This window comes from bacterium (genome assembly GCA_028821235.1).
Lineage (GTDB): Bacteria > Actinomycetota > Acidimicrobiia > Spongiisociales > Spongiisociaceae > Spongiisocius.
Genome location: JAPPGV010000081.1, coordinates 45,896 through 71,305 on the forward strand (window position 1 = coordinate 45,896; position 25,410 = coordinate 71,305).

Here is a 25,410-nt window from a genome sequence, read left to right on the forward strand (position 1 = left end):
AGCACATCCCGCCGGACCGTCAAGGAGCCCTGCATGCCCGCATTCGATCTTGCCATCGTCGGTGGTTCCGTTTGGACCGCCCAGGGATTCACCGACCGGACGGACATCCTGGTCCGGGGCGAGCAGATCGCCGAGCTACGGCCGGCAGGGGCATCCCCGGTAGACGCGACGGAGGTCGTAGACGCTACTGACCGGCTGGTGATACCGGGCTTTATCGACACCCACACCCACCAACGGGATCCCGGCTTCACCCACAAGGAAGACATCACCAGCGCCACCCGGGGAGCGGCGGCGGGCGGCGTGACCACCACGGTCGGGATGCCCAACGTCAACCCGCCCACCACCACTCCGGAGCTCTACGGGGCCCTGATCGAGGACCAGTCCCGGCGGGCCGTGGTCGACTTCAACCACAACCCCTCCCCCACCAACGTGGAGGCGGTGGCCGAGATGGCGGCGATGGGAGCGCTCGGTTTCAAGGTCTTCATGGTGGTCGACGCCGCCCGCAGCTACCCGCACATGCCCGGCCTGGGCGTTCACAAGCACGACGATCTGGTTCGCATCATGGAAGCGGTGGGAGCGACCGGCCGACCACTGATGGTCCATCCCAACGACCAGGCCGTGCTGGGGATCATCGAACACGCCCACTTCGAGGCCGGCAAGATGGATCCCGAGTCGTACTCCAAGGCCGAGTGGATGTATGACGGGATGGTCTGGAACAGCGGGGTGGCGACGCTGATCGAGCTCAACCGCGGGGTGGGTGGACCGCTGCACGTGCTCCACATGATGTCGGATCGGACCGTGGAGCTCATCCGCCGAGCCAAGGCCGACGGGCAGGACGTGACCTCCGAGGTCAACGCATTCGGGCTGTTCCACAGCGACTGGGACGAGATCGCTCCCATGGGTCCCCTGGCGATCGGGCGGTGCCTCAAGCCGGAGTGGCGGGCATCGCTATGGGAGGGGATCGCCGACGGCACCATCGACGTGCTCGGAACCGACCATGCCCCCCATACCCTGGAGGAGAAATCCACCGGCTGGGACAACATGTGGGCCACTCCCACCGGCACCCCGCAGCTCCAGCACTACCTGATGAAGCTGCTGGACTCCTCGCACCGGGGCCTCATCTCCCTCGACAACGTGGTGCGGATCGGTTCGCACAATCCGGCTCGACGCTTCGGCCTGTACCCGCGCAAGGGCACCATCGAGGTGGGATCGGACGCCGACCTGGTGGTGATCGACTACCACGCCGAGCACACGGTCACCCGGGACGAGGTGCTCTCGAAAGCCGGATACTCCGGGTACGAAGGCCAGACGCTCAAGGGAGTTCCGATCCTGACCACCGTGCGGGGCGCCATCGTGGCCCGCGACGGAGTGGTGACCGGGAAACCCGGATACGGGCAGTTCGTAGGTCCGGTCGCGTCCTGAGGCTCCGCCTACGCGAAGTTGGGGGCCACCTCTTCCTGGAACCGCGTCCATTGCTCGATCAGATGATCCAGCGTGTGGTAGATGAACTTCATCTCGAAGGCGGTGCAACCCGACTCGATGTAGCGGCCGATCTCCTCACTCACGTCATCAGGTGACCCGATCAGGGATGCCGCCCAGATGGCGTCGAGTGTGTCGGTGCGCTCCTCCGGCGACAGGTGATGGCCGGTGGTTCCTGCGTAGCCCTCTTCGAAGGCCAGCATGGTGGGCTCCGCCTCGGCCCTGGCCTGCTCCATGGTGTCGGCCAGGTACACCTGAATCTCGGTGCCGGCGGTGAACTTCTCGGGATCACGACCTCGAGCCTCCATGCGCCGATGGATGTCGGCGATGGCCGCCGGGAACTGGGGCGGGGTGATCCAGAATGACAGCCACCCGTCGGCATAGTCGGCGATCATCTCCAGCGACTTCTCCGCCGATCCGCCGATCCAGATGGGCGGGTACGGCTTCTGAACCGGCTTGGGATAAACCTCGGCATCCTCGAAGTTGGCGAACTCGCCGCGGAAGGTGGCCTTGTCCTGCGTCCAGACCTCGCGCATGGCCTCGAATACCTCTCGGGTGTGACGAACCTTGCTGCCCCGCCAGATGCCCATCACCTCGAACTCGACGTTGTGGGTGCTCTTCGGGGCCCCCTGGCCGATCCCCAACTCGAGCCGGCCGTTGCTCAGGACATCGATGTTGGCGATCTGCTTGGCCGTTCCCAGCGCCTCCCGGTACGGCAGGCACAGGACCGCCAGGCCGAGGCGGATGTTCTCCGTGATCCCGGCGATGTAGGCCAGGTTGGTCAACGACTCCATGAACAGAGGCTGGTAGTCGTCACGAGCAGCGGCTTCCCAGAAGGTCTCCCGGGAACCGCACGAGATATGCACCGAGTCGAGCAGTTGGTTCCACACGTAATAGTCATGGACCCAGAGGGTTTCGAAACCGAGGCGGTCGGCCTCCACCGACGAACGGTGGAGAGCGTCCACCCCTGACAAGGGACCTGCGCATGTGACTCGCACACCGAAATGCGGCTGCTTGGACGCCATGGTTCTCCGATCTCGATTCTCTGGTGTGGACGTGAGAGGCGGCCACGGCCCGGCCACCCTCACCATGAGATTAGCCATGGTGTCCTGATCCGTTAGTCGGTGACACCCCGACGCGGGCCGGCCCGCCTTCGATCAAACAGGACCCCCGACTCGGACAACCGGAGAGACGGTCCAGAGTTAACCGTTACAGGAACGAACAGGTCAACACCCCACCCATGGGCGCCCGCGCCGGACGCGCGGTCGGGCGCCGCCTCGAGGCGACCCGCTGAGAGTCAGGCGCGCCGGCGGGATTCAGGTCAGCTTCTCGCCCGGGCCGGTGCCCGCCTGTTGCGATTCTTGGATGCCGGCCGTTGGCGGTTGCTGCGCGGGTGACGAGACCGGCTCCTGCTGGTCGGACGTCCCGGACCTCCGTTTTGCCTCCTGCGGGCCGCGGGTTGCCGGCTCGGATCGACGGGAGCCCTGCGGGGTTTGCGACGGCGGACCCTCCCATCGAGCGGCTGGATGGCGGTGAGGTCCACATCGGTGACCGGCTGCCGCAGTCCCAGCCGGCGTTGCATGTGTCGGAGATCTCCGACCTGATCGGGTGGGACGAGCGAGACCACGATGCCGTCCTTGCCGGCTCGGGCGGTGCGGCCTGACCTGTGGAGGTAGGCCTTGTGATCGGCGGGAAGGTCGTAGTGGATGATGGCGCTGACATCCTCGACATGGATGCCTCGTGCGACGACATCGGTAGCGACCAGCGCCTGCACCCTTCCGGAAGCGAAATCCTTCAGCGCTCTGGTGCGCTGGTTCTGGTTCCGCCCGCCGTGGATCGCCGCGGTCAGGATGCCTGTCCGACTGAGTTGACGGGCTACCCGATCAGAGCCGCGGCGGGTTCGGCAGAAGACGATCGTGGGTCCCGCGGCATCGATCGTGCGGGCACTGACCTCGATACGGTTCGTCCTGTCCACATGCCAGAACACATGGTCCGCATCGACGACGTCGGGCGTCCCCTGTCCTATTTCGTGCCGTACAGGGCGGTGCTGGTAGTCGCGGGTTAGTGAGGCGACTTCGCGGTCCAGCGTGGCGGAGAACAACATCGTCTGCCGCTTGGCCGCGGTCTGGTCGAGCAAGCGCCGGACAGCGGGGATGAACCCCATATCGGCCATGCGGTCGGCCTCGTCTATGACGATGATCTCGACCGCGGAGAGCTCGGCCACACCTTGATGGATCAGGTCTTCGAGGCGCCCGGGGCACGCCACCAGTATGTCTACGCCGCTGCGGAGGGCCCTGACCTGGGGGCCGTAACCCACGCCGCCATAGACGACTGCCACGCGGACCTTCCCAGAGAAGGAACGAAGCTCGGTTGCTATCTGATCGGCGAGTTCGCGGGTAGGGGCCAGCACGAGCCCTTTGGGCCTGCGCGGTTCGGCACGGCCTACTCTGGCCACGAGGGGAATCCCGAAGGCCAGAGTCTTGCCCGAGCCGGTGGGAGCGCGACCGCACACGTCGCGGCCCCTAATTGCGTCGGCCAGAGTGGCTGTCTGGATCTCGAACGGTCGGGTGATACCGCGCCGGGCAAGAGCCTGGCCTATGGGTTTGGGTACGCCCAGTTGGGCGAATGTGGGGGGCATTGGTCTCCTTGACCCGCGTGACGCGGGCTTCTCATGGGTTCGGTGGCGCCTCGATGCGGCGATGCCTCGATGGGGCGGTAAAGAAGAGCGGTCTTCTCAGGATTGGTTCACGATGACTGGAAGAACCAAGACCCGTCTGCGAACCCACCAACCGGCCTAGTAGCCGGATCGCGGACGAGGATACCACATCTGGGAGCGCCGTCCCGACCGCGATGACCACCGGACGCGGGAGCATCGAGTTGCCTCGCTATTGGCGGAAGTGAATGTTGTGGCGACGTCACCCTCGCCCGGTCCTCGGCAGCGCGCCCTGCGCAACGCCTGACGAACGTGGGAGAGAGTGAACTCCATCCGTTCCTCGCCGGCCTGCCCGCCATGTTACGGCTCCGGCCCCCCGGATCGCGCAGCGGGTAGCATGCGGCACCGTGCGCGACCTCCGAGCAGCCGTCCAGCACCTGTACCCGGACCTGGTCGACCTGCGCCGAAGGCTTCGCCGTGGCGCGTCAGATGGTGCTGGAATGGCCCTACGGCCGGTAGGTAGACCATCGAGTGCTTGGTCGTGAGGGGTAAGGCGTGAGGGCGGTCGTTGCCACGGGGCCCGGAACGCTCGATACAGTGGATGTTCCCTGCCGGAGCGAGAAGGATACGGTGGCGGTCCGGCTCGAGCGGGCGGGGATTTGCGGGACCGACCTGAAGATCCTGGATGGCGCCATGCCCACCCGCTATCCCCGGATCCTCGGCCATGAGGTGGTGGGAACCGTAGAGCGGACCCCATCCGGAGCGCGGCTCTCTGCTGGAACCAGGGTGCTCGTGAATCCGAGCGTGAACTGCGACGCCTGCTACCTGTGCGAGAACGGCCAGACGCATCTCTGCCGCCGCGGTGGGCTGCTGGGGCGGGATTTCGACGGTGTGTTCGCGGAGACCATCGGGGTCCCGGAACGATTCCTCCATGCGGTGCCCGAAGAAATCGCCCTGGACGACACCGGACTCCTGCAGGTCCTGGGCACGGTCGTCCACTCCCAGGAGAGCGTCCCGGTCTCGTCAGAGACGCTGGCGGTGGTGGTCGGCCTGGGAGTGTCCGGTCTCCTGCACCTCCAGTTGCTGAGAGCAAGAGGTGCGGGCCGTGTCATCGGAGTCACCCGGTCGCGACGGAAGCTGGATCTGGCCAGAAGTCTGGGCGCTCATGCCGTGGCCACCCCGGACGAGGCGGTCGCGGCGGTGACCGAGATATCAGATGGCAGGGGCGCCGATCTGGTGGTGGAGGCTGTGGGAACCGAGGCCACGGTTCTCCAGGCGATCGAGCTATGCGGGTACGGCGGCCATGTGGTCGTCTATGGCACGGTGACCGGTAGAGGGGGAAAGCTGCCGTTCTACCAGCTGTACCTCAAGGAGCTCACCTTGCATTTCCCGAGAGCCGCCCGGCCTGCCGACTACAACACCTCCATCCGCATGGCGGAGCAGGGCCGGATGGAACTCGCCCCGCTGATCACCGCCCGCTTCCCCTTGGAGCAAGCCTCCGCCGCCTTCGCCGCAGCCAGGAGCGGGAACCACCTCAAGGTCCTCCTGACGCGCTAGCTCCCTCACGGCCGGGCCGCTTGTCGACCAGGAACTCCCATGTCATGACACCGCGGGTCAAGCTGTCCCGCCCCTGCCAGGCGGTCTGCCGGGAGGTGATCGGTATGATCCCGACCAATCGACCAGAGAAGAGGATATGCGGGAGGCTTTCGGGGTCCTGAGCACGGACTGGAAGGAAGGCATCAACTGGGACGCGGTCCGCAAGTGGCGGTTGGCGCGGGCCCACGAGGCCATGAAGCGCCACGGCCTGGGCGCCATGCTCCTCTTCTACGACGAGAACATGCGCTACGTGTCGTCCACGCTCACCCCGGGGTGGAACCGCCTCAAGCCCGGACTCCGTTACGTGGTGCTGATAAGGGACCGGCCTCCGATCGTCTACGAGCAGGGTGACATCGGATTCCATCTGGAAGTACACAGTCCGTGGATCCCCAAGGAGAACATCCGGTACTCCTACGCCTGGATAAAGGGCGCGGTGGGCCCTGCCTCCACCCAGCAGGTCGACAAGTTCACTCGGTCCCTCATCAGCGATCTCGAGGCGGCCGGAGTCAAGGACGAGCCTCTGGGAGTCGACTTCATCGACATCAACCTGGTACAGGCCTTCGAGCGGCACGGGATCGAATGGACCGACGGAATGAGCCCGATGATGGAGGCCCGCGCCATCAAGAGCCCCGACGAGGTCAAGGCGTTCTCCATGGTGGGTTCGATCTGCGACTACATCCACTACGAGATCACCAACTTCATCAAGCCGGGAATGACCGAGAACCAGGTGGCGGCATTCGGGTTCGAGAAGCTGTACTCCATTCCGGGCATGGAGGACGTGGAAGACGTGATCGTGTCGTCCGGTCCCAATGCCTGGCCCAACTGGCGGAACTTCTCGGACCGGATGATCCGTCCCGGAGAACTGGTCATCGTCGACCTCGCCGCCCTCACCTGGAACGGGTTCAAGAGTTGCGTGTACCGGACCTACTGCGTGGGGGGCAGGCCGACCGCCGAGATGCAGCGGGTCTACGACGAGGCTCACGGATGGCTCTGGGATTCCATCGAGGCCACGGGACCGGGTGTCACCACCGCAGACGTCGCCTCCAAGTGGCCGAGCGCGCAGGAGGCCTGGGGATACGAGGAGGAAGACCAGGCTGCCGCCAACCTCTGGGGGCACGGGCTGGGCCTGGCCCAGTACGACCCACCGGTGATCTCACGCATCTGGTCGCTGGACCATCCCGTCGAGATCCAACCGGGCATGACCTTCGCCCTGGAAACCCAGCACGGAAAGCTCCACGAGTTCGGCGTTCGTCTGGAGGAGATGCTCTACGTGACGGAGACCGGAATCGAGATGGTCTCCACCTACAAGTCTCACGAGATCATCGTCGTGGACTGACCATGCCCCGGGCAGCCCGGTTGGTGTGGCTCGACGACGCCGAGGCAAGGAACGCCGCTCTGGTCGGCGCCAAGGCAGCCCGGCTTGCAGAGGCTCGGAGGCAGGGCTTGCCGGTTCTCGACGGTTTCGTGGTGCCGGTGGCTGCGTCCGCCGCCGCCGTCGGAAAAGGGGTTGCCGTGCTCGGGTCCCGGCGCAACTCCGGAGCAGCCCGAACCGCCGTCTTCGGCCACGGGGCCGCAAGCCTCGCCTCGGAACTTGCCTCGGCCGCCGGGAAGGTGGGAGAGAGCCTGGTGGTGCGATCCTCCAGCCGCGCCGAGGCCGAGGGGATCTGGGCTGGCGCCTTCGCAACCTATGTGGGCCTCCGACCCGACGAGGTGGCCGTCGGGGTGATCGGGTGCTGGGCATCCATCTTCAACCCGGAGGCCTTGAGGAGGGCGGAGATCGCCGGCATGGAGCCGGGCGACATCGGGATGGGGGTCCTCGTACAGCCTGAACTGGCGCCCGCCTGCGGCGGGACCGCCACGGCGGGAGAGACGGGCAAGGTCACGGTGGTGGTGACGCCGGGACACCCGGGAGCCATCCGCGCCGGCCGGCAGCCGGGCGAGGTGGCGGTGGTAGCCGGAGACGGCACGGTCCAAGCCGGGGACGGCTCCCGGTGGAACTCCGACCTGGGCCGCGTCGCCCTCCTGGCGCGGCAGGCGAGCGAGCGACTGGGTTGTCGCCACATCGAGTGGGCGAAGGGCTGGAACGGCGACATCTACCTGCTCCAGGCACAGCCGGCGGCTCGCGTCCGAGAGGGGGCCGTTACGCCGCCGGCGCCCCGACCGTTGGGAGGAGGAGACCCGTACCTCCGCCGCCTGGTCCGGATGATGGTCCGCTATCCGGGCCCGGTGGGCGAACGCTGGGTCTGGCCATGGGCGATCGGCATCGATCTCCCTGATCCCATCGCTGATGAGGGCGCGTCCAGAGCCCCTGCGGAGATTGCCGCCGACCTACGCCGGGGTGCGGCCGCACTCACAGCACAACGCTGGAGTGGGATCGGGAGCGACGCTCCCATGGAACGAGCCTGGTCAGCCCTCGGCCGGGGTGATCCGTCGTCGCTCCTAGACCTCATCCAGCGCTCCGGACCGGTCGATCCTGCCGAGGCGGCGTCACAGGTCCGGAGGCTGGCGGAACTGGCAGTGTCCCTCACCGGCACGGGAGTGATCCCGTCTCCGGGGTGGATGTGGTATGTGGACCCCGGCACCCTTGACGAACCGGAACGCGGGCCGGAAGGACTGAGCGGGCGGATCGGTCTCTCCCGATGGGACCCGTTCATCTACGGCGTCGCCGTTTCCCAGGGCAACAGCATCTCCGGCCGTCCTGCGGCATCGGGATGGGGCGCGGGGCGCCTCATATCCGTCCGAACCGCAGACGATGCCGCCCGGCTCAGCCCAAGGAGCGTGATCGCGGCACGCCAACCCATCGGCAATCTGGCGCCCCTGCTATGGAATGCGGCGGGTCTCATCACCTCCGACGGCGGTCCCGGCGCCCATCTCTTCGAAGTCGCTGAGTGGCTCGGGGTCCCTGCCGTGTGCGGGGCGGACATCGAAGCGTGGGCCGAGGCTGGATCCCGATGTTCGGGTCGGGAAGAGGATCTGGTCGTGGCTGTGGACGGAAGCCGCGGTCGCGTGCACGCACTTCCGGCCTCTTGAGCAGACGCCGCCGTTCGAGCGTGACCACCAACCGGTAGGCTGGAAACCCGAGCCGGCAATCGCGCCGGCTAGCTCACCACACCGACCCGACGACGGGAGAAGGATGCCGGCTATCGATGCGGTCCGTTCCATGCTCTTCGCCCCTGGGGACCGCCCGGATCTGATCATCAAGGCCGCGAGGTCGGACGCTGACGCGGTGATCGTCGACCTGGAGGATGCTGTGGCCGCCGGCGCCAAGGACGCCGCCCGCGCCAACCTCGCCGCCTGGCCCGGGCCCGACAGCGCCCTCCCCCACTTCGTTCGCATCAACGGCTTCGGCTCGGAGGCGATGTGGAAGGACCTGGTGGCCGCCGTAGAGGCAGGAGCCGAAGGCGTGATCATTCCAAAGGCCGCCAACAGGGAGGTCATGCTCAAGGCGTGCGGCGCCCTGAGCGGGCTGGAGGCAGCAGCCGGACGGCCTGAGGGCTCGATCACCCTCATACCGATGATCGAGACCGCGCAGGGAGTGCTGAACGCGGTCGAGATCCTGGATGGCTGCCGGCGCGTCCAGGCGGTCATGTTCGGTAGCGGCGAGCAGGGCGACCTGGTGGCCGATCTCGGAGTGGAGTGGGAACCGGCGGGAACGGGCCTGGCCTATGCCCGATCCCGCGTGCTCCTCGCCGCGAGAGCAGCCGGCATCCCGCATCCGATAGACGGCGTGTTCATGGACTACCGCGATCAGGAGGCGCTACGCACCGAGAGTCGGCTGGCCCGCCGCTCGGGGTACGTAGCCAAACTCGCCATCCATCCCGCTCAGGTGGAGGTGATCAACGAGGTCTTCACGCCCACTCCCGACGAGGTAGCCCGCCATCGTGCGGCCCTGGAGGCGTTCGACCGGGCCGAAGCAGAGGGGACGGGCTCGGTGGCCGTCGACGGCCGGATGGTGGATCGCGCAGTGGCCAGGACAGCCCGAGCAGTCCTAGCCCGGGCGCGCTCTAGTAGTCGATTACCGTGATATCGTCCACCGGCCAGCGGGTGAGGACTTCGGCGCCCTTCTCCCGGACCACGATCATCTCCTCCACCCGCATCCCGTAACGGCCGTCGGGCTCCTGGGTCTCGACGGCCATCGTCATCCCCTCCAGGATCTCGATCGGGTGATCCACCGAGATCCCCCTCCAGATCAGGGGACGTTCGTAGAGTTGGAGCCCCAGACCATGCGCCCACTGGTTCGTGGTCATCTGCCAATAGTGCTCGGCCCCGTACCAGTCCATGCGCTCGCCCTCACGGTCAGGGAAGTGCATCGCCACCTCACCGGTGGTCACGCCGGGGCGGATGGCCTCGATCACGTCATACATCCAATCCCGCGCCCGCCGGTACGCATCATGGGAACGCTGCTTCGGCTTCCCGATGGAGAAGGTGCGGTAGTAGCACGACCGGTAGCCCTGGAAGGTGGCGCTGTAGAAGTCGGCGTACATGATGTCGCCGGGGCGAAGGATCCGGTCGGTGGTGTTCGCCTGATGCTTGGGCCAGGTGTTGGGACCACTGGTCAGGTATCCGCCCTCCACGGTGCCGCCCCTCCGCAGGATGGCCTCCACGGCTGCGCCCCAGACCTCCTGCTCCGGAACGCCGGGCTCGGCCGCCTTCTTGATGGCCATGAACCCGGCCTCGCAGATCGCCGATAGCACCCGAAGGCACTCGACCTCGTCACGGGTCTTGGTCTGGCGGGCGGTATGGAGAGCGTCCGCCGCGCCTGCGCGGATGTCGAGCCCCCGCTCGCTCAGCTTGGCCGCCAACCCCGGCTGGGTGGAGTCGATCCCGACCGGATCCCGATGGACGCCGTAATCGTGGGCCGCCTCGACGATGAGGTCCGCCATCGTGTCGGCCAGGAACTCCCGAGCCGAGGGAGACCCGCTGGCGCGCGGAACGTTGCCCAGACCGGGTGCGGCATAGCGGATGTCCGGCAGCCATGGACAGTTGGCCCGCTCGTTGCTGGCGTGGTCGGCGGTGTCCCAGTGCACCACATCCCCGCCGGCGGTCAGGAAGCTGTAGTGATCGGCCCCCGAACCTCCCAGCATGGCCAACCCTGTCACGTAGCGGATGTTGGGGTCGTCCAGCAGCAGCACAGAACCCAACCCTGCCTCGGCGATATGCTGCTGTGCCCGTGCCTTGCGCTCATCGCGCATGCGGGCCATGTTGATCCGCTCCTCCCAATCGACCGCCATGGTCCCGAGGGTGCCTTCCATGTATGTCGGCTCGTACAGGCTCATCGTGTCCCCTCCTTGCAGGTCGGTCAGTTTCCGGTTCGGTCCGGAGGCCCGAGGTGCGCGACGAGGGCGGCAAGGAACTTGGCGCCCTCCATCCCGTCGAAGACCCGGTGATCCCCGGTCAGCGTGAGCCGCACCGTCGGCGCCGCCACCAGCATCCCCTCAACCACTACCGGTCTGGGCTTCACGGCGCCCACGGCCAGGATGCCGGCCTCCGGGGGGTTGATGAGAGCCGCGAACTCGTCAATCCCGGCGGCGCCCAGATTCGACACCGTGAAGGTGCCCCCCTCGAGGTCCCCGGGGCGCAGCCGTCCCTGACGGGCCGCCTGCTCGACGCGGCGGCGTTCGACTGCTGTCCGCTCCAGCGACAACGCGGCGGCGTCCGCGATGACAGGCACCAGCAGTCCGTCATCGACCGCGACGGCTAACCCGAGATTGACGACAGGGTGAACCCGGACCGAGGGTGGATCGGCCTCGACCCAGCCGGCGTTTACGGATGGAACCTCGGTCAGGGCCTGGGCGGTCGCCCACAGCAATAGGTCCGTATAGGTCGCCTTCGGCCTTCCGGCGGCCTGATCCGGCATCTCGATGACAACCTCGCGCACGAGCCTGAACTGCGGAATCGCCGCTGATCTGGTCATACGCGCGGCAATCGACCGGCGCATTGCAGACAGCGGACCGGGCTCCCCGGCCTGAGCCTGCGCTGCCTCGTGCGCCTTCATCACATCGGCTTCGGTGACCCTCCCACCGGGTCCTGTCCCTTCCACACCGGCGGGGTCGAGGCCGAGTTCCGCCGCCCGGCGGCGGGCCAACGGTGAAACCGGCTTCCGCCGCGACCTCCCGGCCGCCGGGCGCGAGGGCCGCGCGCCCATTGAGCGCGTCTCGCGAGCCCCATCCGGCGCGGGACTCTCGGGCGGTGCCGAGTCGAGCGAGGGCGGTTGCGAGGAGGGATCGTCCGCTATCCACGCGATGGGCGCTCCGGTAGCAGCGGTAGCCTGCGTTTCCAGGAGGATGGCAACCAGATACCCGCCGACGGGGGACTCGAAAGCCACCTCGGCCTTGTCCGTCTCGATGACCGCCAGGAGTTCGCCCTCCTCGACCCGGTCGCCCAGAGACTTGAGCCACTCCACGAGGACGCCCTCGCTCATGTCCTGGCCCAGCCGGGGCATCTTCACCAGCCGCATGGTCTCCCTCCCCGTCCCATCAAGCCTTGCACTTAGTGCAGCGTCCAGCCGCCGTCGGCGGTGACCACGGCGCCGGTCACGTAGCTGGCCTCATCGGAGACCAGGAACGCGATGACCGATGCGATTTCCTCCGGTAGAGCGTGGCGGCCCATCGGCGTACCCGAGAGCATCTCCCGCCATCGGTCGGGGTCGTCCCGCCGCAGATCGGCATTCATCCCGGTAGCGGTGGCCCCCGGCGCCACCGCATTCACCCGGATCCCGTATGGAGCGGTCTCGAATGCGGCGGAGCGGGTCAGCATGGTGACGGCGCCCTTGGAGGCGGTGTAAGCGGCGTGTCCGGCAATGGGCAACACCGCCTCGATGGACCCCACGTTCGCGATCGCCCCCCGGATGCCTCCTTCGATCATGGAGGCCACCACGTCCCGCGCCAGCCGGAAGGGTGCCTTGAGGTTGATGTCGATGGTGAGATCCCAGGTCTCCCGCGAGTGCTCCAGGATCGGCTGGCGAATGAGTATCGCGGCCGCGTTGACCAGGATGTCGATGCGCCGGTCCCAGTGCCGCAGTGCGGTTTGCACCACCTCGGTACAGGCCTGCGCCAGGCTCAGGTCGGCGGTGAGGGCAACGTGCGATCCGCCAAGGCTCGCAAGCAGGTCGGCCAGGCCCGCTTCGTCCCGGTCAACACACAGCAGGTTGGCGCCGTCACCGGCCAACCGGTTGGCGGTGGCCCTTCCGATGCCGGATGCGGCGCCGGTGACGATGGCGTTCTTACCCGAGAAGCGCCCGGTCATAGCAGCATGTACCCCCCGTCCGCATAGACGGACGTGCCCGTCACGTAGGAGGCGTCATCGCTGAGGAGGAAGGAGACACACGTTCCGATTTCCTGTGGCTCCCCCAGGCGGCCGATGGGAATCAGCTTCGGAGCTTCCCGCCGGTAGATGTCCGGCGTCATCTCGGTGTCCACCGAACCGGGGCTGACCGCGTTTACCCGGATACCGAAGGGACCCAGTTCCAATGCCAGGACCTTGGTTACCGACAGAAGGCCTCCTTTCGAGGAGGCATAGGGAACCTGGTCGGGATAGGCGATGGTGTCCTCGGCCGAACTGATGTTGACGATCGCCCCGGTCAAGGCGTTCCGGACCCAGTAGCTCGCCACCTCTTGGCACAGGAAGAAGACAGCCGTGAGGTTGGTCTCGATCATGTCATCGAGGTTGCGGTCGGGCTGGTCCCAGAAGGGAACGAAGATGTTGAGCGCCGCGTTGTTGACCAACCCGTCGATCCGGCCGAAGCTGTCGAGGGCCGAGCGTAGAAGCAGGGACGGTGTACCGGGGTCCTTCAGGTCGGCCACCACCACCGTCCCCGAACTCCCGGCCTCTTCGACCAGTTCCCTGGTTCGCTCCAGGTCTGCGCCGGTGCGGGACGTGACGACCAACCGGTATCCGCGCTCGGCGAGGGTGACGGCGATCCCCCTTCCGATCCCCCCGCCTGCTCCGGTGACGATGGCGACCGGTGCGTCGGAGGAAGGCCCGGCGCCCATCAGGAGACCATTCCCATCACGGTGTCGAGCACCTCGGCGAGGCGATCGACATCCGCCTCGGTGTGACCGTAGGACACCACACCGGGGTGGACGGGCGGCCACAGCACACCATGCGCGCACAGGCCGAGCAGGACCGCGGCCGTCAGGACCGGGTCGCCGGCCAGCACCTCCCGCCGGTTGCTGGGAGGCGTCTCGGTGAAGTGCAGCTGGAAGATCGAGCCGAAGCCGGTCATGTGTCCCACTCCGTGGGAGTCGAGAACCTCCTGGAGGGTGCTGATCAGCCGGGCGCCGAGATGGTCGACGTGTTCCAGGACCGGCTCGCGCTCCAGCACATCCAGGACCGCCATCCCGGCCGCCAGGGACACGGGATTACCGGTGAAGGTACCCGAATGGAAGATGTGGGTGCCCCCGGCCTGCGCCGAGGGGCCGAGTACCGCCTCCATGATGTCGGCCCGGCCTCCCATCGCCGAGAGGGGCAGCCCGCCGCCGATGGCCTTCCCGAGACACGACAGATCCGGCGTGACGCCCAGGTACTCGGGCGCGCCGCCGACGCCGAGGCGCAGGCCGGTGACGACCTCGTCGAAGATCAAGACGATCCCGTGTCTCGTGGTGAGTTCGCGCACCGCCGCGGCAAACCGGCGATCCGCCACCACCGCCCCGCCGGTGGAGAACGCCACCGGCTCCATCACCACCGCGGCCAGTTCGCCCGCGTGCGCCTCGATCAGGGCGGCGGCGTTCTTCGCGTCGTTGTAGGGAAGCAGTAGGACCTCGTCCGCGATGCGGGGTGGAACGCCGGCCGAGTCCATGACCGGTCGGGGACGGCGCGCCGAGCCCGCCACCTGCCGAGACCCCGAAGAAACCAGGAAATAGTCGTCCGAGCCGTGGAAGTTGCCCTCGAACTTGCCGTAGCGGGTCTTTCCGGTGAAAGCTCGCGCCGCCCGGAGCGCCGTCCGGACCGCTTCCGACCCGGTGTTGGCGAACCGGAGGCGCTCCAGGTAGGGCATGAGGCTCCGCAGCCGCTCCGCGAACCGTGCCTCGACCGGTGTGGGGGCCAGGACGGTTGCCAGCCGCCCGATCTGTTGCCTGACCGCTCGCACTACCTCCGGATGGCAATGCCCGAGGAGTGACGACCCGGCGCCCATGAGGTAGTCGGCGTAGTCGTTCCCGTCGACATCGGTCACGTGCCCGCCCCGGCCGCCCGACAGGACCACCGGATAGGGCTCGTAGAACTTGGCGGCGCCCGACACCCCCATGGGGAGGACGCCGCCGCTCTCCCGCCAGGAGACGCTCGAACCCGGGGTCCGTTCGCGGTACAGCGCCTCGACCTTCCGGCGGAAGGGCTCGATGTCCATCACTACCTGCCGGCCAGCATGGCCTCACGGCGCATGCGGGTCCCATCCTCATCGAGACGGCCCTCGTTATCGATCACCACGCCGTAGTCCTCGAAGGCGCTCCGAACGGATACGTAGCCGTACTCGACATCTCGCACCACCGCGGCCGGGTCACGCTCCAGTGGATCACCGTAACCTCCGCCACCCGCGGTCTCCTGGGCCACCACCTGGTGGTGTGTCAGGGGAACCATTGACTTCTTGGCCCCGAACTCCGGGGCGGCGGGACGCTCGTCCGGGGTTCCGGGGTCGAGGCGGTACCGGGCAGGCGCTCCGTTGTGGCCCCCGAAGAGGCCATAGGGGGGAACCCGCACCCGGTTGCCCAGCACCGAGAGTTCACCCGAGGGGGCAAGAAGCCGGTAGTCACGGCGCACCGACAGCCCGCCCCGCCACTTCCCGGGTCCTCCCGAATCCCGGCGGAGCTCGTAACGGTCGATCCGAAGCGGGTACTTCATCTCGATCGCCTCGACCGGCAGGTTCCACGTGTTGCCCACGATGGAGTAGATGGCGCTCTGCCCATCCCGGCCCTCGGCGCCACCCCATCCACCCTCGGGGTACTCGTACAGCACGAAGCGCTCGCCGTCCTCTCCGAAACCGCTCAGGAACAGGTTGTTGGACGATCCCTGGTCGGCGGCCATCAGGCGGACCGGCTTCTGGATGTCACGGGGGATCTCGGCAAGCGCTCGGTACACCGCGTTGTGGATGACCGACACGATCTCGTTGCCGCCGGTGCAGGCCGCCGGAAAGCGCGGGTTCACGATCGTTCCCTCAGGAGCGATGATCTCGACCGGTCGGTAGCACCCCGAGTTGGGGGGAATGGTCGGGTCGGTGGCAGCCTGGATGGTCATGTAGACGCCGGAGGCCGTGTAGCCGAGCACGCTGTTGAGCGGACCCTCGACCTGCGGATCGGTACCGGTGAAGTCTACCACCACCCCGTCCCCGCGCACCTCCACGGTAACCCGTACCGTCCGGGGGACATCGGTGATGCCGTCGTTGTCCATGGAGTCCTCGGCGCGGTAGCGGCCGTCAGGCCACCCGGCGATCACCGAGCGGATGCGCCGCTCCGAGTTGTCCATCTCGATGGCCATGCACCGCTCCACGGTGTCGAGGCCGTAGCGTTCCACCAGGTCCACCACCCGCCGGCGGGCGGTCAGGTTGGCCGAGACCTGGCTCAGGAGGTCGGAGCGCATGTTCTTCGGGAGGCGCACGTTGGCCAGGATCATGTTCATGATCTCCTCGTCGATCCGGCCTTCCTTGATGATCTTGACCGGAGGGATGCGGAGGCCCTCCTGGTAGTTCTCCCGTGCCTGGGCGTAGAAGCTGCCCGGCACCGTGCCTCCCACATCCAGGTGGTGGGCGCGGTTGGCTCCCCAGCCGATCAGGTCACCCTCGTAGAAGATGGGTGTGACCAGCGTGACGTCCGGAAGATGGGAACCACCTCGGAAGGGGTCGTTGAGGATGATGGAGTCTCCGGGGCGGAACCTGTCCACCCCTACCTCGTCGATCGCGTAGCTGACCGAGTAGGGAAGGGATCCCAGGTGGATGGGCAGGAACTCCCCATGGCTCACCAACTCGGTCCCGGCGTTGAAGATCCCGCAGGAGTAGTCGTTGCCCTCGTTGAAGATCGTCGAGCTCGAGGTCTGCCGCATGGTGATGCCCATCTCGCGGGCACCGGCGGCCAGGCCGCTGGCAACCACCTCTACGGTGACCGGGTCCACCTCGCGCCCCTTCATGGCAACTCAACCACGATCGACCCGGTGGCATGTACCCGAGCCTCGCCCAGGGGGAGGTAGGTCGTGGAGTCCAACTGCTGGATGATGCAGGGGGTGTCCACGGTGTGGCCGGGCCGGAGGTCCTCCCGGTGATAGATGGGCACGGCCGTCTCCTGCCCCAGAACCGAGACCACCCGGCGCCGAGTACGAGGCTCGGCCCTCCCCGACGCGGTGCCCTCCCCTCCGAGACGCGGCTTCGGGGTGTGTCCCAGCCCGGTGAGCCGCACGTTCACGAGATCGACCATGTCATCGGCGAGCGCATGGCCATACCTGGTCTCGTGAGCCGTGTGGAAATCGGCCACGGCTTGCCCCATCGTCGAGGGATCCGGACGGATCGAGGACAGGGGGACGTTGAGCTCGTAGGCCTGGCCGGCGTAGCGCATGTCGAGGCTGGCTTGGAGCCTCCGCATCTCGGGCGGGATACCGTCCTCCTCCAACTCCCGTTGCGCCTCCGCGGCCATCGTGGACAAGGCCTCTCCCAGTTCGGAGGAGGGAAGCCGGGTCATGCGAGCGCGCAGGGTGGCGACCAGATCGTGGCGAACGTCGGACGAGAGGATGCCCAGCGCAGAGTTGCAGCCCGGGATGGGAGGGATGACCACCCGGCGCAGGGCCAGTTCCTCGGCGATGTGCACTCCGTGGGTGGGACCGGCGCCTCCGAAGGGCACCAGGGCGAAGTCGCGAGGGTCCCGCCCGCGTTCTATGGAGACGGTCCGCAGCGCATGCATCATGTTCGCGTTCACCAGCCGGATGATCCCCACGGCCGCCTCGGTCACGGACAGCCCCAGCGGCCTGCCCACATGCGTCTCGACGGCGCGAGCCGCGAGGTCCAGGTCCGGGTTTATCTCGCCACCCAACCGGTACTCGGGGTCGTACACGCCGAGGAGCAGGTTGGCATCGGTGACCGTGGGAAGCTCGCCGCCCCGGCCGTAGCAGGCCGGGCCGGGATCGGAACCTGCTGAATCCGGCCCGACGGACATCCTCCCGAACTCGTCCACCTTGGCGATGCTCCCGCCGCCCGCTCCCACGGTGTGGATGTCGAGGGTCGGGTATGAGACGGCATAACCGCCGATCTCGAAGTCAAGCCTCGTGTCGGGCTCGCCGTTGGTTATGCCCGCTACGTCGCAGCTCGTTCCGCCCATGTCGAGCGTGAGCAGGTTGGCCTCACCGAGCAGCTCGCCGAGATAGGCGGACGCCATCACTCCCCCGGCCGGTCCGGATAGAAGGGTGAGGATCGGAAAGGAGGCGGCCCGTTCGGGCCTTACCAGGCCGCCGTTGGACTGCATCATCTGCAGCCAGGCGAAGAGCCTGCTCTCCTGGAGCTCGGCCCGCAGCCGGCTGAAGTAGCTCCGTACCAGCGGCGTCAGGTAGGCGTTCATCACGGTGGTGCTGGTCCGCTCGTACTCACGGTGCAGGGGAAGTGCTTCCGAGGAGATGGTCACGTCGTCGGCCAGGGCCGGTATCTCCTCCCTGATGATCTCGCGCGTCCGGAGCTCATGGGCCGGGTTCATGAAGGAGAACAGGTAGCAGACGGCGATCGACTCCACCCCGGCCTGGCGGATCCGGGAGGCCGCGTCCCGCACCGCCTGCTCGTCGAGCGGCTCCACCTCGCTCCCGTCGGCGGCCGTCCTCTCCGGAATCTCGAAGCGCAGAGGCCTCGGAACGATCGGCTCCGGGATCTGCTCGTAGATGTCGAACAGTGAGGAACGGTGGGTGCGGCGAATCTCCAGCACATCCCGGAACCCCGCAGTGGTCAGGAGGGCGGTTCGAGCGCCCGACCTGGTCAGCACCGCGTTGGTGGCAAGCGTGGTGCCGTATCCGACCGTCTCCAATGCAGCGCGGTCGGAGGCCTTGGTGAGCGCGTTGAGGAAACCGGGCGTGGGGTCCGGATAGGTGGTGAGAGACTTCGCCTGGATGAGCCCTCCGGTCCGCTCGTCCACTGTGACCACGTCGGTGAAGGTCCCACCGATGTCCACTGCCGCCCTGGTCACCGGGCGTACTCCACCATGCCGAGAGCCTGGCGTACTCGCTGAGCGATCAGACGCTCGTCGGCGATCATCTCCGCCTCCAGTTCCTTTGCAAAAGGTACGGGGACGGGCCTGCTGCCGGCTCGGAGGGGAGGCGCATCCAGCTCGTCGAAGCCCTCGGCGACCACCCGGCTGACCAGTTCTCCGGCCCATCCTCCCCTCTCTACAGCCTCGTGGGCCACCACGAGGTGATGGGTGTGCGCGAGCGACTCCAGCACTAGATCCACGTCCAATGGCACCAGGGTGCGCAGGTCGATCACCTCGACCGACACGCCTTCCTCCTCGAGCAGGCGAGCGGCGATCTGTGCCTGCCCGACCGACTTGCCGATCCCTACCACCGTCACATCGTCGCCCCGGCGCCTGATCACTCCCTTACCCAAGGGGATGGGCTCCACGGGATCCGAGACCGCTCCCCTGGTCCGGTACAGCGCCCGATGTTCCACGAACAGGACGGGATGGTCGACCCGGATCGAGGTCTTGAACAGACCCTTCACGTCCGAGGGCGTGAACGGCACCACCACCGCCAGACCCGGCACGTGGAGGAACCAACTCTCGAGTGTCTGGGAGTGCTGGGAGCCGTGATGCGTACCCGAGCCTCCTTGAGTACGGATGACCATCGGCGCCCGCATCTGGTCGCCGGACATGTATCCAACCTTGGCGGCGTGGTTGACGATGGCATCCATCCCACAGGCGATGAAGTCCATGAACATCACCTCGACGATGGGCCGCATCCCCATGATCGCCGCCCCCACACCCGCTCCGAGCATCGACTGCTCGGCGATCGGCATGTCTCGAACGCGATGAGCGCCGAACCTCTCGGCAAGGCCCTCAGTGGCCCTGAAGACGCCTCCGTACTCTCCGAGTTCCTGGCCCATGATGAACACGCGGTCGTCGGCGGACAAGGCGTCCGCTTGGGCCTCCCTCACCGCCTCGACGAACGTGATCTCCCGGATCAGAAGCTCCCTTCCAGAGCCGTCAGCGGATCGGGAGGCAGGGATTGGCGGGCAAACCGGACCGCCTCGTCGATCTCCTCCTCCGCCGCCGCCTCGATCTCCTCGAGCACCCCAGGCGGCATGAGGTCGAAGGTCGCGGCGCGGAACCGGTCGAGCGGATCGTTCCGGCGTGCCTCCTCGACCTCCTCCCGGGCCCGGTAGAGATGCTCGGCATCTCCCAGGTTGTGTCCTCGCCACCGGTAGCACTTCGCCTCGATCAGGCTGGGCCCTCCACCTTCACGCGCTCGGGCCGCGGCGGTCCTGGTGGCCTCGCGGACTGCGAAGACATCGATGCCGTCGACCACGACCCCCGGTATCCCGAAACCTGCCGCCCGGGAGGCGATGTCCGGATTCACCTGCATCTGCTCCGCCCGGAAGGAGTGGGCATACCCGTTGTTCTCCACCACGAACACCACCGGGAGCCTCCAGATCGCGGCAAGGTTGAGGCTCTCGTGGAAAACCCCCTGCCCGACGGCGCCGTCACCCATGAAAGCCACCGCGACCCGCTCTTCCCGGTTCAGGTCGAAGGCGAGCGCCGCGCCGGTGGCGAGCAACCCGCTCCCTCCGATGATGGGGCTCTGGCCCACGAACCCGTGATCCATGCTGACGATGTGCATCGAACCGCCCTTGCCCTGGCAGTAACCCGTGGACCGGCCCCACAGCTCGGCGCAGATCCGCCCCAGATCAGCGCCCTTGGCTATGGCGTGCCCGTGCCCGCGATGGGTGGACGCCACGACGTCGTCGAGCCGGAGAGCGGCGCACACCCCCACCGAGACGGCCTCCTGCCCCATCGAGGAGTGGAAGGGCCCGTAGAGCTCACCCTCGAGGTGGGCCCGCTCCATTGTCACCTCGAACCGCCGGATGGTGTACATGAGCCGGAAGATCTCCCGTAACTCCGCAACGCTCCATCCGTCGGGCGCGGCATGACCCGACGACGAGCCGCGATCGGCAAGACCTGGGGCTGGAGTCTTGTGGGCGGTGCTCGTGCCCTGGTTCATGACAGCTCTCTCGTCGGCGCGGTGCGGGGCGCGGGCAACCGGGAAGTCGCCCGCTCAACAGCCGCCCCGTTCATGTTACGACTCACGTCCCCACCCCGATCACGCCCCCGTCAGCCAGCGCGCCGATGGCCTCTTGCGAGTAACCCAGCCTGTCCTCCAGCACCTCCCGCGTGTGCTCGCCCAGCATGGGCGCCGGGCGGCCAGGGCTGGTCCAGCCGCTCAGCTTCACGGGACTTGCCGGGTAGGAGACATCGCCCAGGCCGGGATGCCGGTAGGAGCCCACCATCTCCCTGGCCCGGACCTGCGGATCGGTGAACACTTCGCCGATGTCGTTTACGGGAGCGACGGGGAGGTCGTACCGCCCGGTCATCTCCAACCACTGGGCCTTGGTCCTCTGGGCGAACGCCTCGGCGAGGACCCCCACAACGTAGTCGCGGTGCTCGACACGGGCACGGTTGTCTCTGGAGCGGCGATCCTCCTTGAGGTCCGGGCGGCCTATGGCATCGCATAGGTTCCCCCAGAACTTCTCGTCACGCACCGCTACCACCATGTAACCATCCTTCACCTCGAACGCCTGCCAAGGGACCATATGGGCGTGGGCGGTGCCGAGCCGCCCGATGACAGAGCCGGTATTCAGGTGCTGGAACGCGTCGTAGGAGAGCATGGAGACGAGGGAGTCCAGCATCGAGACATCGGCGTGGCGGCCTTCCCCGTGGAGCTCCCTTCCCACCAGTGCTCCCAGCACCGCCAAACAGGCGAAAATCCCGCCGGAGATGTCTGCGATGGGAACCCCCACCCGGGCCGGGGGTCCGTCGGCGGGACCGGTCATGTCCAGCAACCCGCTGTAGGCCTGCACCACCAGATCGAAGGCCGGTCGATCCCGAGCCGGACCGGTGGAGCCGAAGCCGGTGATCGAGACCGTGATGATGCGAGGGTTGTGTCGCTCCAAGCTCTCGTGGTCGATCCCGAGACGCGCCATCACGCCGGGGCGGAAATTGTCGATCACCACGTCCGAGCGGGCGACCAGGGCATGGAGCACCTCCCGCCCGGCCCGGCTCTTGAGGTCCAGGACCATGCTCTTCTTTCCCCGGTTCATCTGGAGATGGATGGAGCTCTCCTCGCCCACGGGCGCGATCCTCGGGTTGCGGGCCGCATCCCCCCACGGAGGCTCGATCTTTATCACCTCCGCGCCCAGATCGGCCAGGACCATGCCGCCGTAGGTTCCGGCGATCACCTGCCCGAGTTCCAGGATCGTCACACCGGCGAGCATCCCCTTCATCGCGGGCGCCGAGCTCCTGCCGATTGTCCGCGCAGCTCCACGGATCAGCCCTCCCCGATCGTCGCCAGCACCGAATGGCAGATGTCCAGCAACTCGTCGATCTCGGACCGGCCCTGCGCCGCGTTGGTGAAACCCAAGTGATAAGGGGTGATGTAGACGCCATGGGCCAGGAGTCCCAGGTAGAAGGTCGCCGCCAGTTCCCGGTCACTGTCCGCGACATCCCGGATGGTGCGGGGCGCCTCGTCCGCGAAGTAGACGCCGAAGATGGATCCCTGGCCCACAGCCCGGATCGGAAGGCCCACATTCGCGCCTATCTTCTCCATCCCCTCACGTACCCGGTCCCCGTGGTCGTTCAGCTTGTCGAGCACGCCCGGCTTCTCCAGTTCGGAGAGCATGGCGAGACCGGCGGTCAGGGAGACGAGGTTGCTCTGGAAGGTCCCCGACTGGAAGATCGTGAGCCGGTCGTCGTCAGGACCCCGGCTAGGGGTGACAACCTGGTCCATTATGTCGCGGCGCCCGCCGAAGGCGCCGAGCGGGAACCCGCCCCCGATGGTCTTGGCCAGGGCGGTCAGATCGGGAGTGACTCCGGTTATCTCTGCGCTGCCTCCCAGGGCCACGCGGAATCCGGTGATGACCTCGTCGAAGATGAGCAGGATCCCGTGACGGGCGGTCACCTCCCGGAGGGCCTCCAGGAAGCCCTGATCGGCAACGATCCCTCCCAGCCACGTTCCTCCCACGGCCTCCACCACCACTGCCGCCAACTCCGATGCATGCTGCTCGATGAGGGCCACCGTGGCGTCGGTGTTGTTGAAGGGCAGCACGACGGTGTCGTCAAGGACGCTCTGGGGTATCCCCCCGCCCTCGGGGAGGGACAGCGGACGCTCTTCGGCTCCCCCGAACGAGGTTCCGCTCACGAGGAGGTTGTCATAACCGCCGTGGAAGTTGCCCTCGAACTTTCCGACCTTGGCCCGGCCGGTGAAGGCCCGGGCGACCCGCATCGACATGTGAACTGCTTCCGACCCGGTGTGCACGAAGCGCATCATCTCCATGTGGGGCATGTGCTTCTGGATCTGCCGGGCCAGGACCAGGGCGGTGGCAGGAGGGGCGATGGTGCTGGTCCCGGAGCGGATCTGCTCCGCCACGGCATCCATGACCGCCGGAGGTGAATGCCCCAGGATGTGGGGACCCCCGCCGATGAGCGAGTCGATGTACCTGTTGCCGTCCACATCCCAGAGGAAAGGACCGGCGGCCCTCTCCACGTACAGGGGGTAGGGAGGCCGGTACCCGGCGTTGCCCGGAACCCCGCCAGGAAGGTGTGTCCTGGCCTCGCCGTACAAGCGACGGGATTCCGGTGTCCGGCTGCGGTACCGCTCGACGAATAGGTTTCTGGCTTGCCTCATGGCTTGTGTTCTCCTTCGTCCGACCTGGCCGCGCGGAGTTGGGCCCGCAGAGCCCGGGTGCCTTCGACATCGATCCGGTGATCCAGGAGATCGGCATCTCCGACCTCGATCATCACCCCGTAGTCGCGGCGGGCGGCTTCGAGCGAGACGTACCTGTCCAGGACGTCCTCCAGCACCGCATCCGGGTCCCGTTGCAAGGGATCACCGTAACCCCCGCCCCCCGAGGAGACGTGGTAGAAGGTGCCGTGCTGTCCGATGGACTCGTCAGCGAAATAGATGGGAAGATCCTGCTCCGTGTCCGTGCCGAGGTCCTTGACCACGCGGATGGGAATGCCGTCCGATCCCCCGAAGAGGCCCCGAGGACCGCCGGGGCCGTCCTCTCCCCGGTCGGCGATGTAGGACAGCCGGACGCCGCCTGTGTTCTCCACCCGGAGGACCGACTCCAGACCTGCTCCCCCTCTCCATCTCCCCGCGCCCATCGAGTCGGTGACTGGCGCCAGCCGATCGAAGGTGACCGGCCACATCCTCTCGATCACCTCGCTGGACTGGTTCAGTATCCCCAGGCCGAATATGGCCGCGCCGCAGTCCCGCCCGTCGGCGCCGTACATTCCTCCCCATCCGCCGGTGTGCCAGTGGTAGTAGACGAAGTAGGCGTCGTGCCGGCCCGGCCGGTCGTCCACTCCTCCGGCCACCACGTACTCCAGGTTGAAGTTCCCGGCGAACGACCGGCGGGGCACCACCTGGGCCCAGACCCGCTGGATGCACGCGGTGGTCTTCTCGTAGGCCCCGGAGACCTCGCCGCAGACCGCGTACGGCCGGACTGCGTTGACCACGCTGGTCTCGGGGAACACCGCCTCGATGATGCGAAGCCACCCGGCGTTCATCGAGGGCTTGGGGAAGATGTACTTCGTGCCCGCCACCAGCGCCCCGAACGTGGAACCGTGGGTGCCGTTCATCCCGGACCGGACGGGGGGTCCCGAACCCCTCATGTCGTAGATCACCTTGGGCGGGTCGTGGCGAATCGTCATCTTGAGAGAAACCCTTACGGGGCCGTCCTCCGGAGCTTGCGGGTCGTAGTCGATGAAGTCCTCTGTCTCCCAGGTCCCTTCCGGGCAGCGCAGGATCTCCGCGGCCAGTTCCCGCTCGGAGTGATCGAGGGCCTCCGCCATGGAGGTCAGAACCGTGTCCAGCCCGTACTTCGTGATCAGAGCATGCAGCCGCCTCTCCCCCACCCGGGCGGCCTCGATATGGGCGATCAGGTCTCCGGTCGCGTTCAGCGGGATACGGATGTTGGCCATTATCAGGTTGCGGACGTCGTGGCGGATCACACCCCGCGAGACCACCTTGAGCGGCGGTATCACCAGGCCTTCGGCGTGGATGTCGGCGGCGAGGGCGTTCATGGATCCCGGGGTGGCTCCTCCCACATCCGACCAATGGCCCTTGGTGGCGGTGAAGGCGACCAGCCGCCCGTCCCAGAAGATCGGGCTTATGAAGGTCATGTCTGGGAGATGGGTCCCGCCCCGGTACGGGTCGTTGAAGGCAAATACATCGCCTTCCTCGAGCCCCCGTTCCTTGTCCCCGAAGTCCTCGATGACAGCCTCCGTGCTGGGCTGGAGCGCCCCTACATGAACCGCCACGTCCCGGGTCCCCTGCGCCACCAACTCTCCCTCGGCGTTGAGAAGCCCTCCGCTGACGTCTCCCACGTAGATGACGAAGGACAGGCACGCGTCCTGGAGGGCGCCGACCATCTCGTCCACCAGGCTGACGAACGCGCTCGAGAGGATCGAGAAGGTGACCGGATCCACCTCCGACGGGGCCTCGCTCATCCTGGCTTCCGG

At 67.2% G+C, this 25,410-nt stretch carries 19 protein-coding genes; 5 read left to right on the plus strand and 14 right to left on the minus strand.

Features of this window, described 5'->3' with window-relative positions; genetic code table 11:
• The first annotated feature begins 33 nt into the window (after positions 1–33).
• Positions 34–1,422: a dihydroorotase family protein gene (locus OXK16_09070; GenBank protein MDE0376098.1), complete on the plus strand. Its 1,389-nt coding sequence runs from the start codon at positions 34–36 to the stop codon at positions 1,420–1,422.
• A gap of 8 nt (positions 1,423–1,430) precedes the next feature.
• Here OXK16_09070 and OXK16_09075 read toward each other — a convergent pair whose 3' ends face one another.
• Together OXK16_09075 and OXK16_09080 are read right to left on the minus strand one after the other, a co-directional pair.
• Positions 1,431–2,444 carry an LLM class flavin-dependent oxidoreductase gene (locus OXK16_09075; GenBank protein MDE0376099.1) on the minus strand — a complete coding sequence of 338 codons (1,014 nt, stop codon included), beginning with the start codon at positions 2,442–2,444 and terminating at the stop codon, positions 1,431–1,433.
• 356 nt (positions 2,445–2,800) lie between these two features.
• Positions 2,801–4,117 (minus strand): DEAD/DEAH box helicase, encoded by a 1,317-nt coding sequence (locus OXK16_09080; protein ID MDE0376100.1) that lies wholly within the window; start codon positions 4,115–4,117, stop codon positions 2,801–2,803.
• A gap of 570 nt (positions 4,118–4,687) precedes the next feature.
• On the opposite strand from OXK16_09080, the gene OXK16_09085 reads away from it, so the two are divergent.
• The 4 genes from OXK16_09085 to OXK16_09100 all read left to right on the plus strand — a co-directional run bounded on the left by OXK16_09085 (position 4,688) and on the right by OXK16_09100 (position 9,752).
• Positions 4,688–5,689 carry an alcohol dehydrogenase catalytic domain-containing protein gene (locus OXK16_09085; GenBank protein ID MDE0376101.1) on the plus strand — a complete coding sequence of 334 codons (1,002 nt, stop codon included), beginning with the start codon at positions 4,688–4,690 and terminating at the stop codon, positions 5,687–5,689.
• A gap of 136 nt (positions 5,690–5,825) precedes the next feature.
• Positions 5,826–7,064 carry a Xaa-Pro peptidase family protein gene (locus OXK16_09090; protein MDE0376102.1) on the plus strand — a complete coding sequence of 413 codons (1,239 nt, stop codon included), beginning with the start codon at positions 5,826–5,828 and terminating at the stop codon, positions 7,062–7,064.
• Between the two features lie 2 nt (positions 7,065–7,066).
• The gene (locus OXK16_09095) at positions 7,067–8,758 is read left to right on the plus strand and encodes a PEP-utilizing enzyme (GenBank protein MDE0376103.1); all 1,692 of its coding nucleotides are present in this window, start codon (positions 7,067–7,069) and stop codon (positions 8,756–8,758) included.
• Positions 8,759–8,861: 103 nt separating this feature from the next.
• Entirely contained in the window at positions 8,862–9,752 is an 891-nt protein-coding gene (locus OXK16_09100) for a CoA ester lyase (protein ID MDE0376104.1), read from the plus strand.
• On the opposite strand, the gene OXK16_09105 is transcribed toward OXK16_09100, so the two are convergent.
• From OXK16_09105 to OXK16_09160, 12 genes are all read right to left on the minus strand, one after another.
• The gene (locus OXK16_09105) at positions 9,733–11,004 is read right to left on the minus strand and encodes a M24 family peptidase (protein MDE0376105.1); all 1,272 of its coding nucleotides are present in this window, start codon (positions 11,002–11,004) and stop codon (positions 9,733–9,735) included. The two genes, OXK16_09100 and OXK16_09105, sit on opposite strands and share 20 nt — an antisense overlap.
• Before the next feature lie 23 nt (positions 11,005–11,027).
• A complete protein-coding gene (locus OXK16_09110) occupies positions 11,028–12,185 on the minus strand; it encodes a dihydrolipoamide acetyltransferase family protein (protein MDE0376106.1) in 1,158 nt (385 codons plus the stop codon).
• A gap of 32 nt (positions 12,186–12,217) precedes the next feature.
• On the minus strand, positions 12,218–12,973 hold the full coding sequence (locus tag OXK16_09115; GenBank protein MDE0376107.1) for an SDR family NAD(P)-dependent oxidoreductase: 756 nt from the start codon (positions 12,971–12,973) through the stop codon (positions 12,218–12,220).
• Positions 12,970–13,719: an SDR family NAD(P)-dependent oxidoreductase gene (locus tag OXK16_09120; protein ID MDE0376108.1), complete on the minus strand. Its 750-nt coding sequence runs from the start codon at positions 13,717–13,719 to the stop codon at positions 12,970–12,972. The genes OXK16_09115 and OXK16_09120 overlap by 4 nt, the downstream gene beginning before the upstream one ends.
• A complete protein-coding gene (locus OXK16_09125; GenBank protein MDE0376109.1) occupies positions 13,719–15,071 on the minus strand; it encodes an aspartate aminotransferase family protein in 1,353 nt (450 codons plus the stop codon). Before OXK16_09125 ends, OXK16_09120 begins: the two co-directional genes overlap by 1 nt.
• Positions 15,072–15,073: 2 nt before the next feature.
• Complete coding sequence (locus OXK16_09130) at positions 15,074–16,840, minus strand: hydantoinase B/oxoprolinase family protein (protein ID MDE0376110.1); 1,767 nt, start codon at positions 16,838–16,840, stop codon at positions 15,074–15,076.
• A complete protein-coding gene (locus OXK16_09135) occupies positions 16,837–18,867 on the minus strand; it encodes a hydantoinase/oxoprolinase family protein (GenBank protein ID MDE0376111.1) in 2,031 nt (676 codons plus the stop codon). Before OXK16_09135 ends, OXK16_09130 begins: the two co-directional genes overlap by 4 nt.
• Entirely contained in the window at positions 18,864–19,901 is a 1,038-nt protein-coding gene (locus OXK16_09140) for a pyruvate dehydrogenase complex E1 component subunit beta (protein ID MDE0376112.1), read from the minus strand. The genes OXK16_09135 and OXK16_09140 overlap by 4 nt, the downstream gene beginning before the upstream one ends.
• The gene (locus OXK16_09145; GenBank protein MDE0376113.1) at positions 19,856–20,893 is read right to left on the minus strand and encodes a thiamine pyrophosphate-dependent dehydrogenase E1 component subunit alpha; all 1,038 of its coding nucleotides are present in this window, start codon (positions 20,891–20,893) and stop codon (positions 19,856–19,858) included. Before OXK16_09145 ends, OXK16_09140 begins: the two co-directional genes overlap by 46 nt.
• Positions 20,894–20,975: 82 nt before the next feature.
• The gene (locus OXK16_09150) at positions 20,976–22,172 is read right to left on the minus strand and encodes a CoA transferase (GenBank protein ID MDE0376114.1); all 1,197 of its coding nucleotides are present in this window, start codon (positions 22,170–22,172) and stop codon (positions 20,976–20,978) included.
• 44 nt (positions 22,173–22,216) lie between these two features.
• Positions 22,217–23,572: an aminotransferase class III-fold pyridoxal phosphate-dependent enzyme gene (locus tag OXK16_09155; protein MDE0376115.1), complete on the minus strand. Its 1,356-nt coding sequence runs from the start codon at positions 23,570–23,572 to the stop codon at positions 22,217–22,219.
• A complete protein-coding gene (locus OXK16_09160) occupies positions 23,569–25,398 on the minus strand; it encodes a hydantoinase B/oxoprolinase family protein (protein ID MDE0376116.1) in 1,830 nt (609 codons plus the stop codon). The genes OXK16_09155 and OXK16_09160 overlap by 4 nt, the downstream gene beginning before the upstream one ends.
• Between the last annotated feature and the right edge of the window lie 12 nt (positions 25,399–25,410).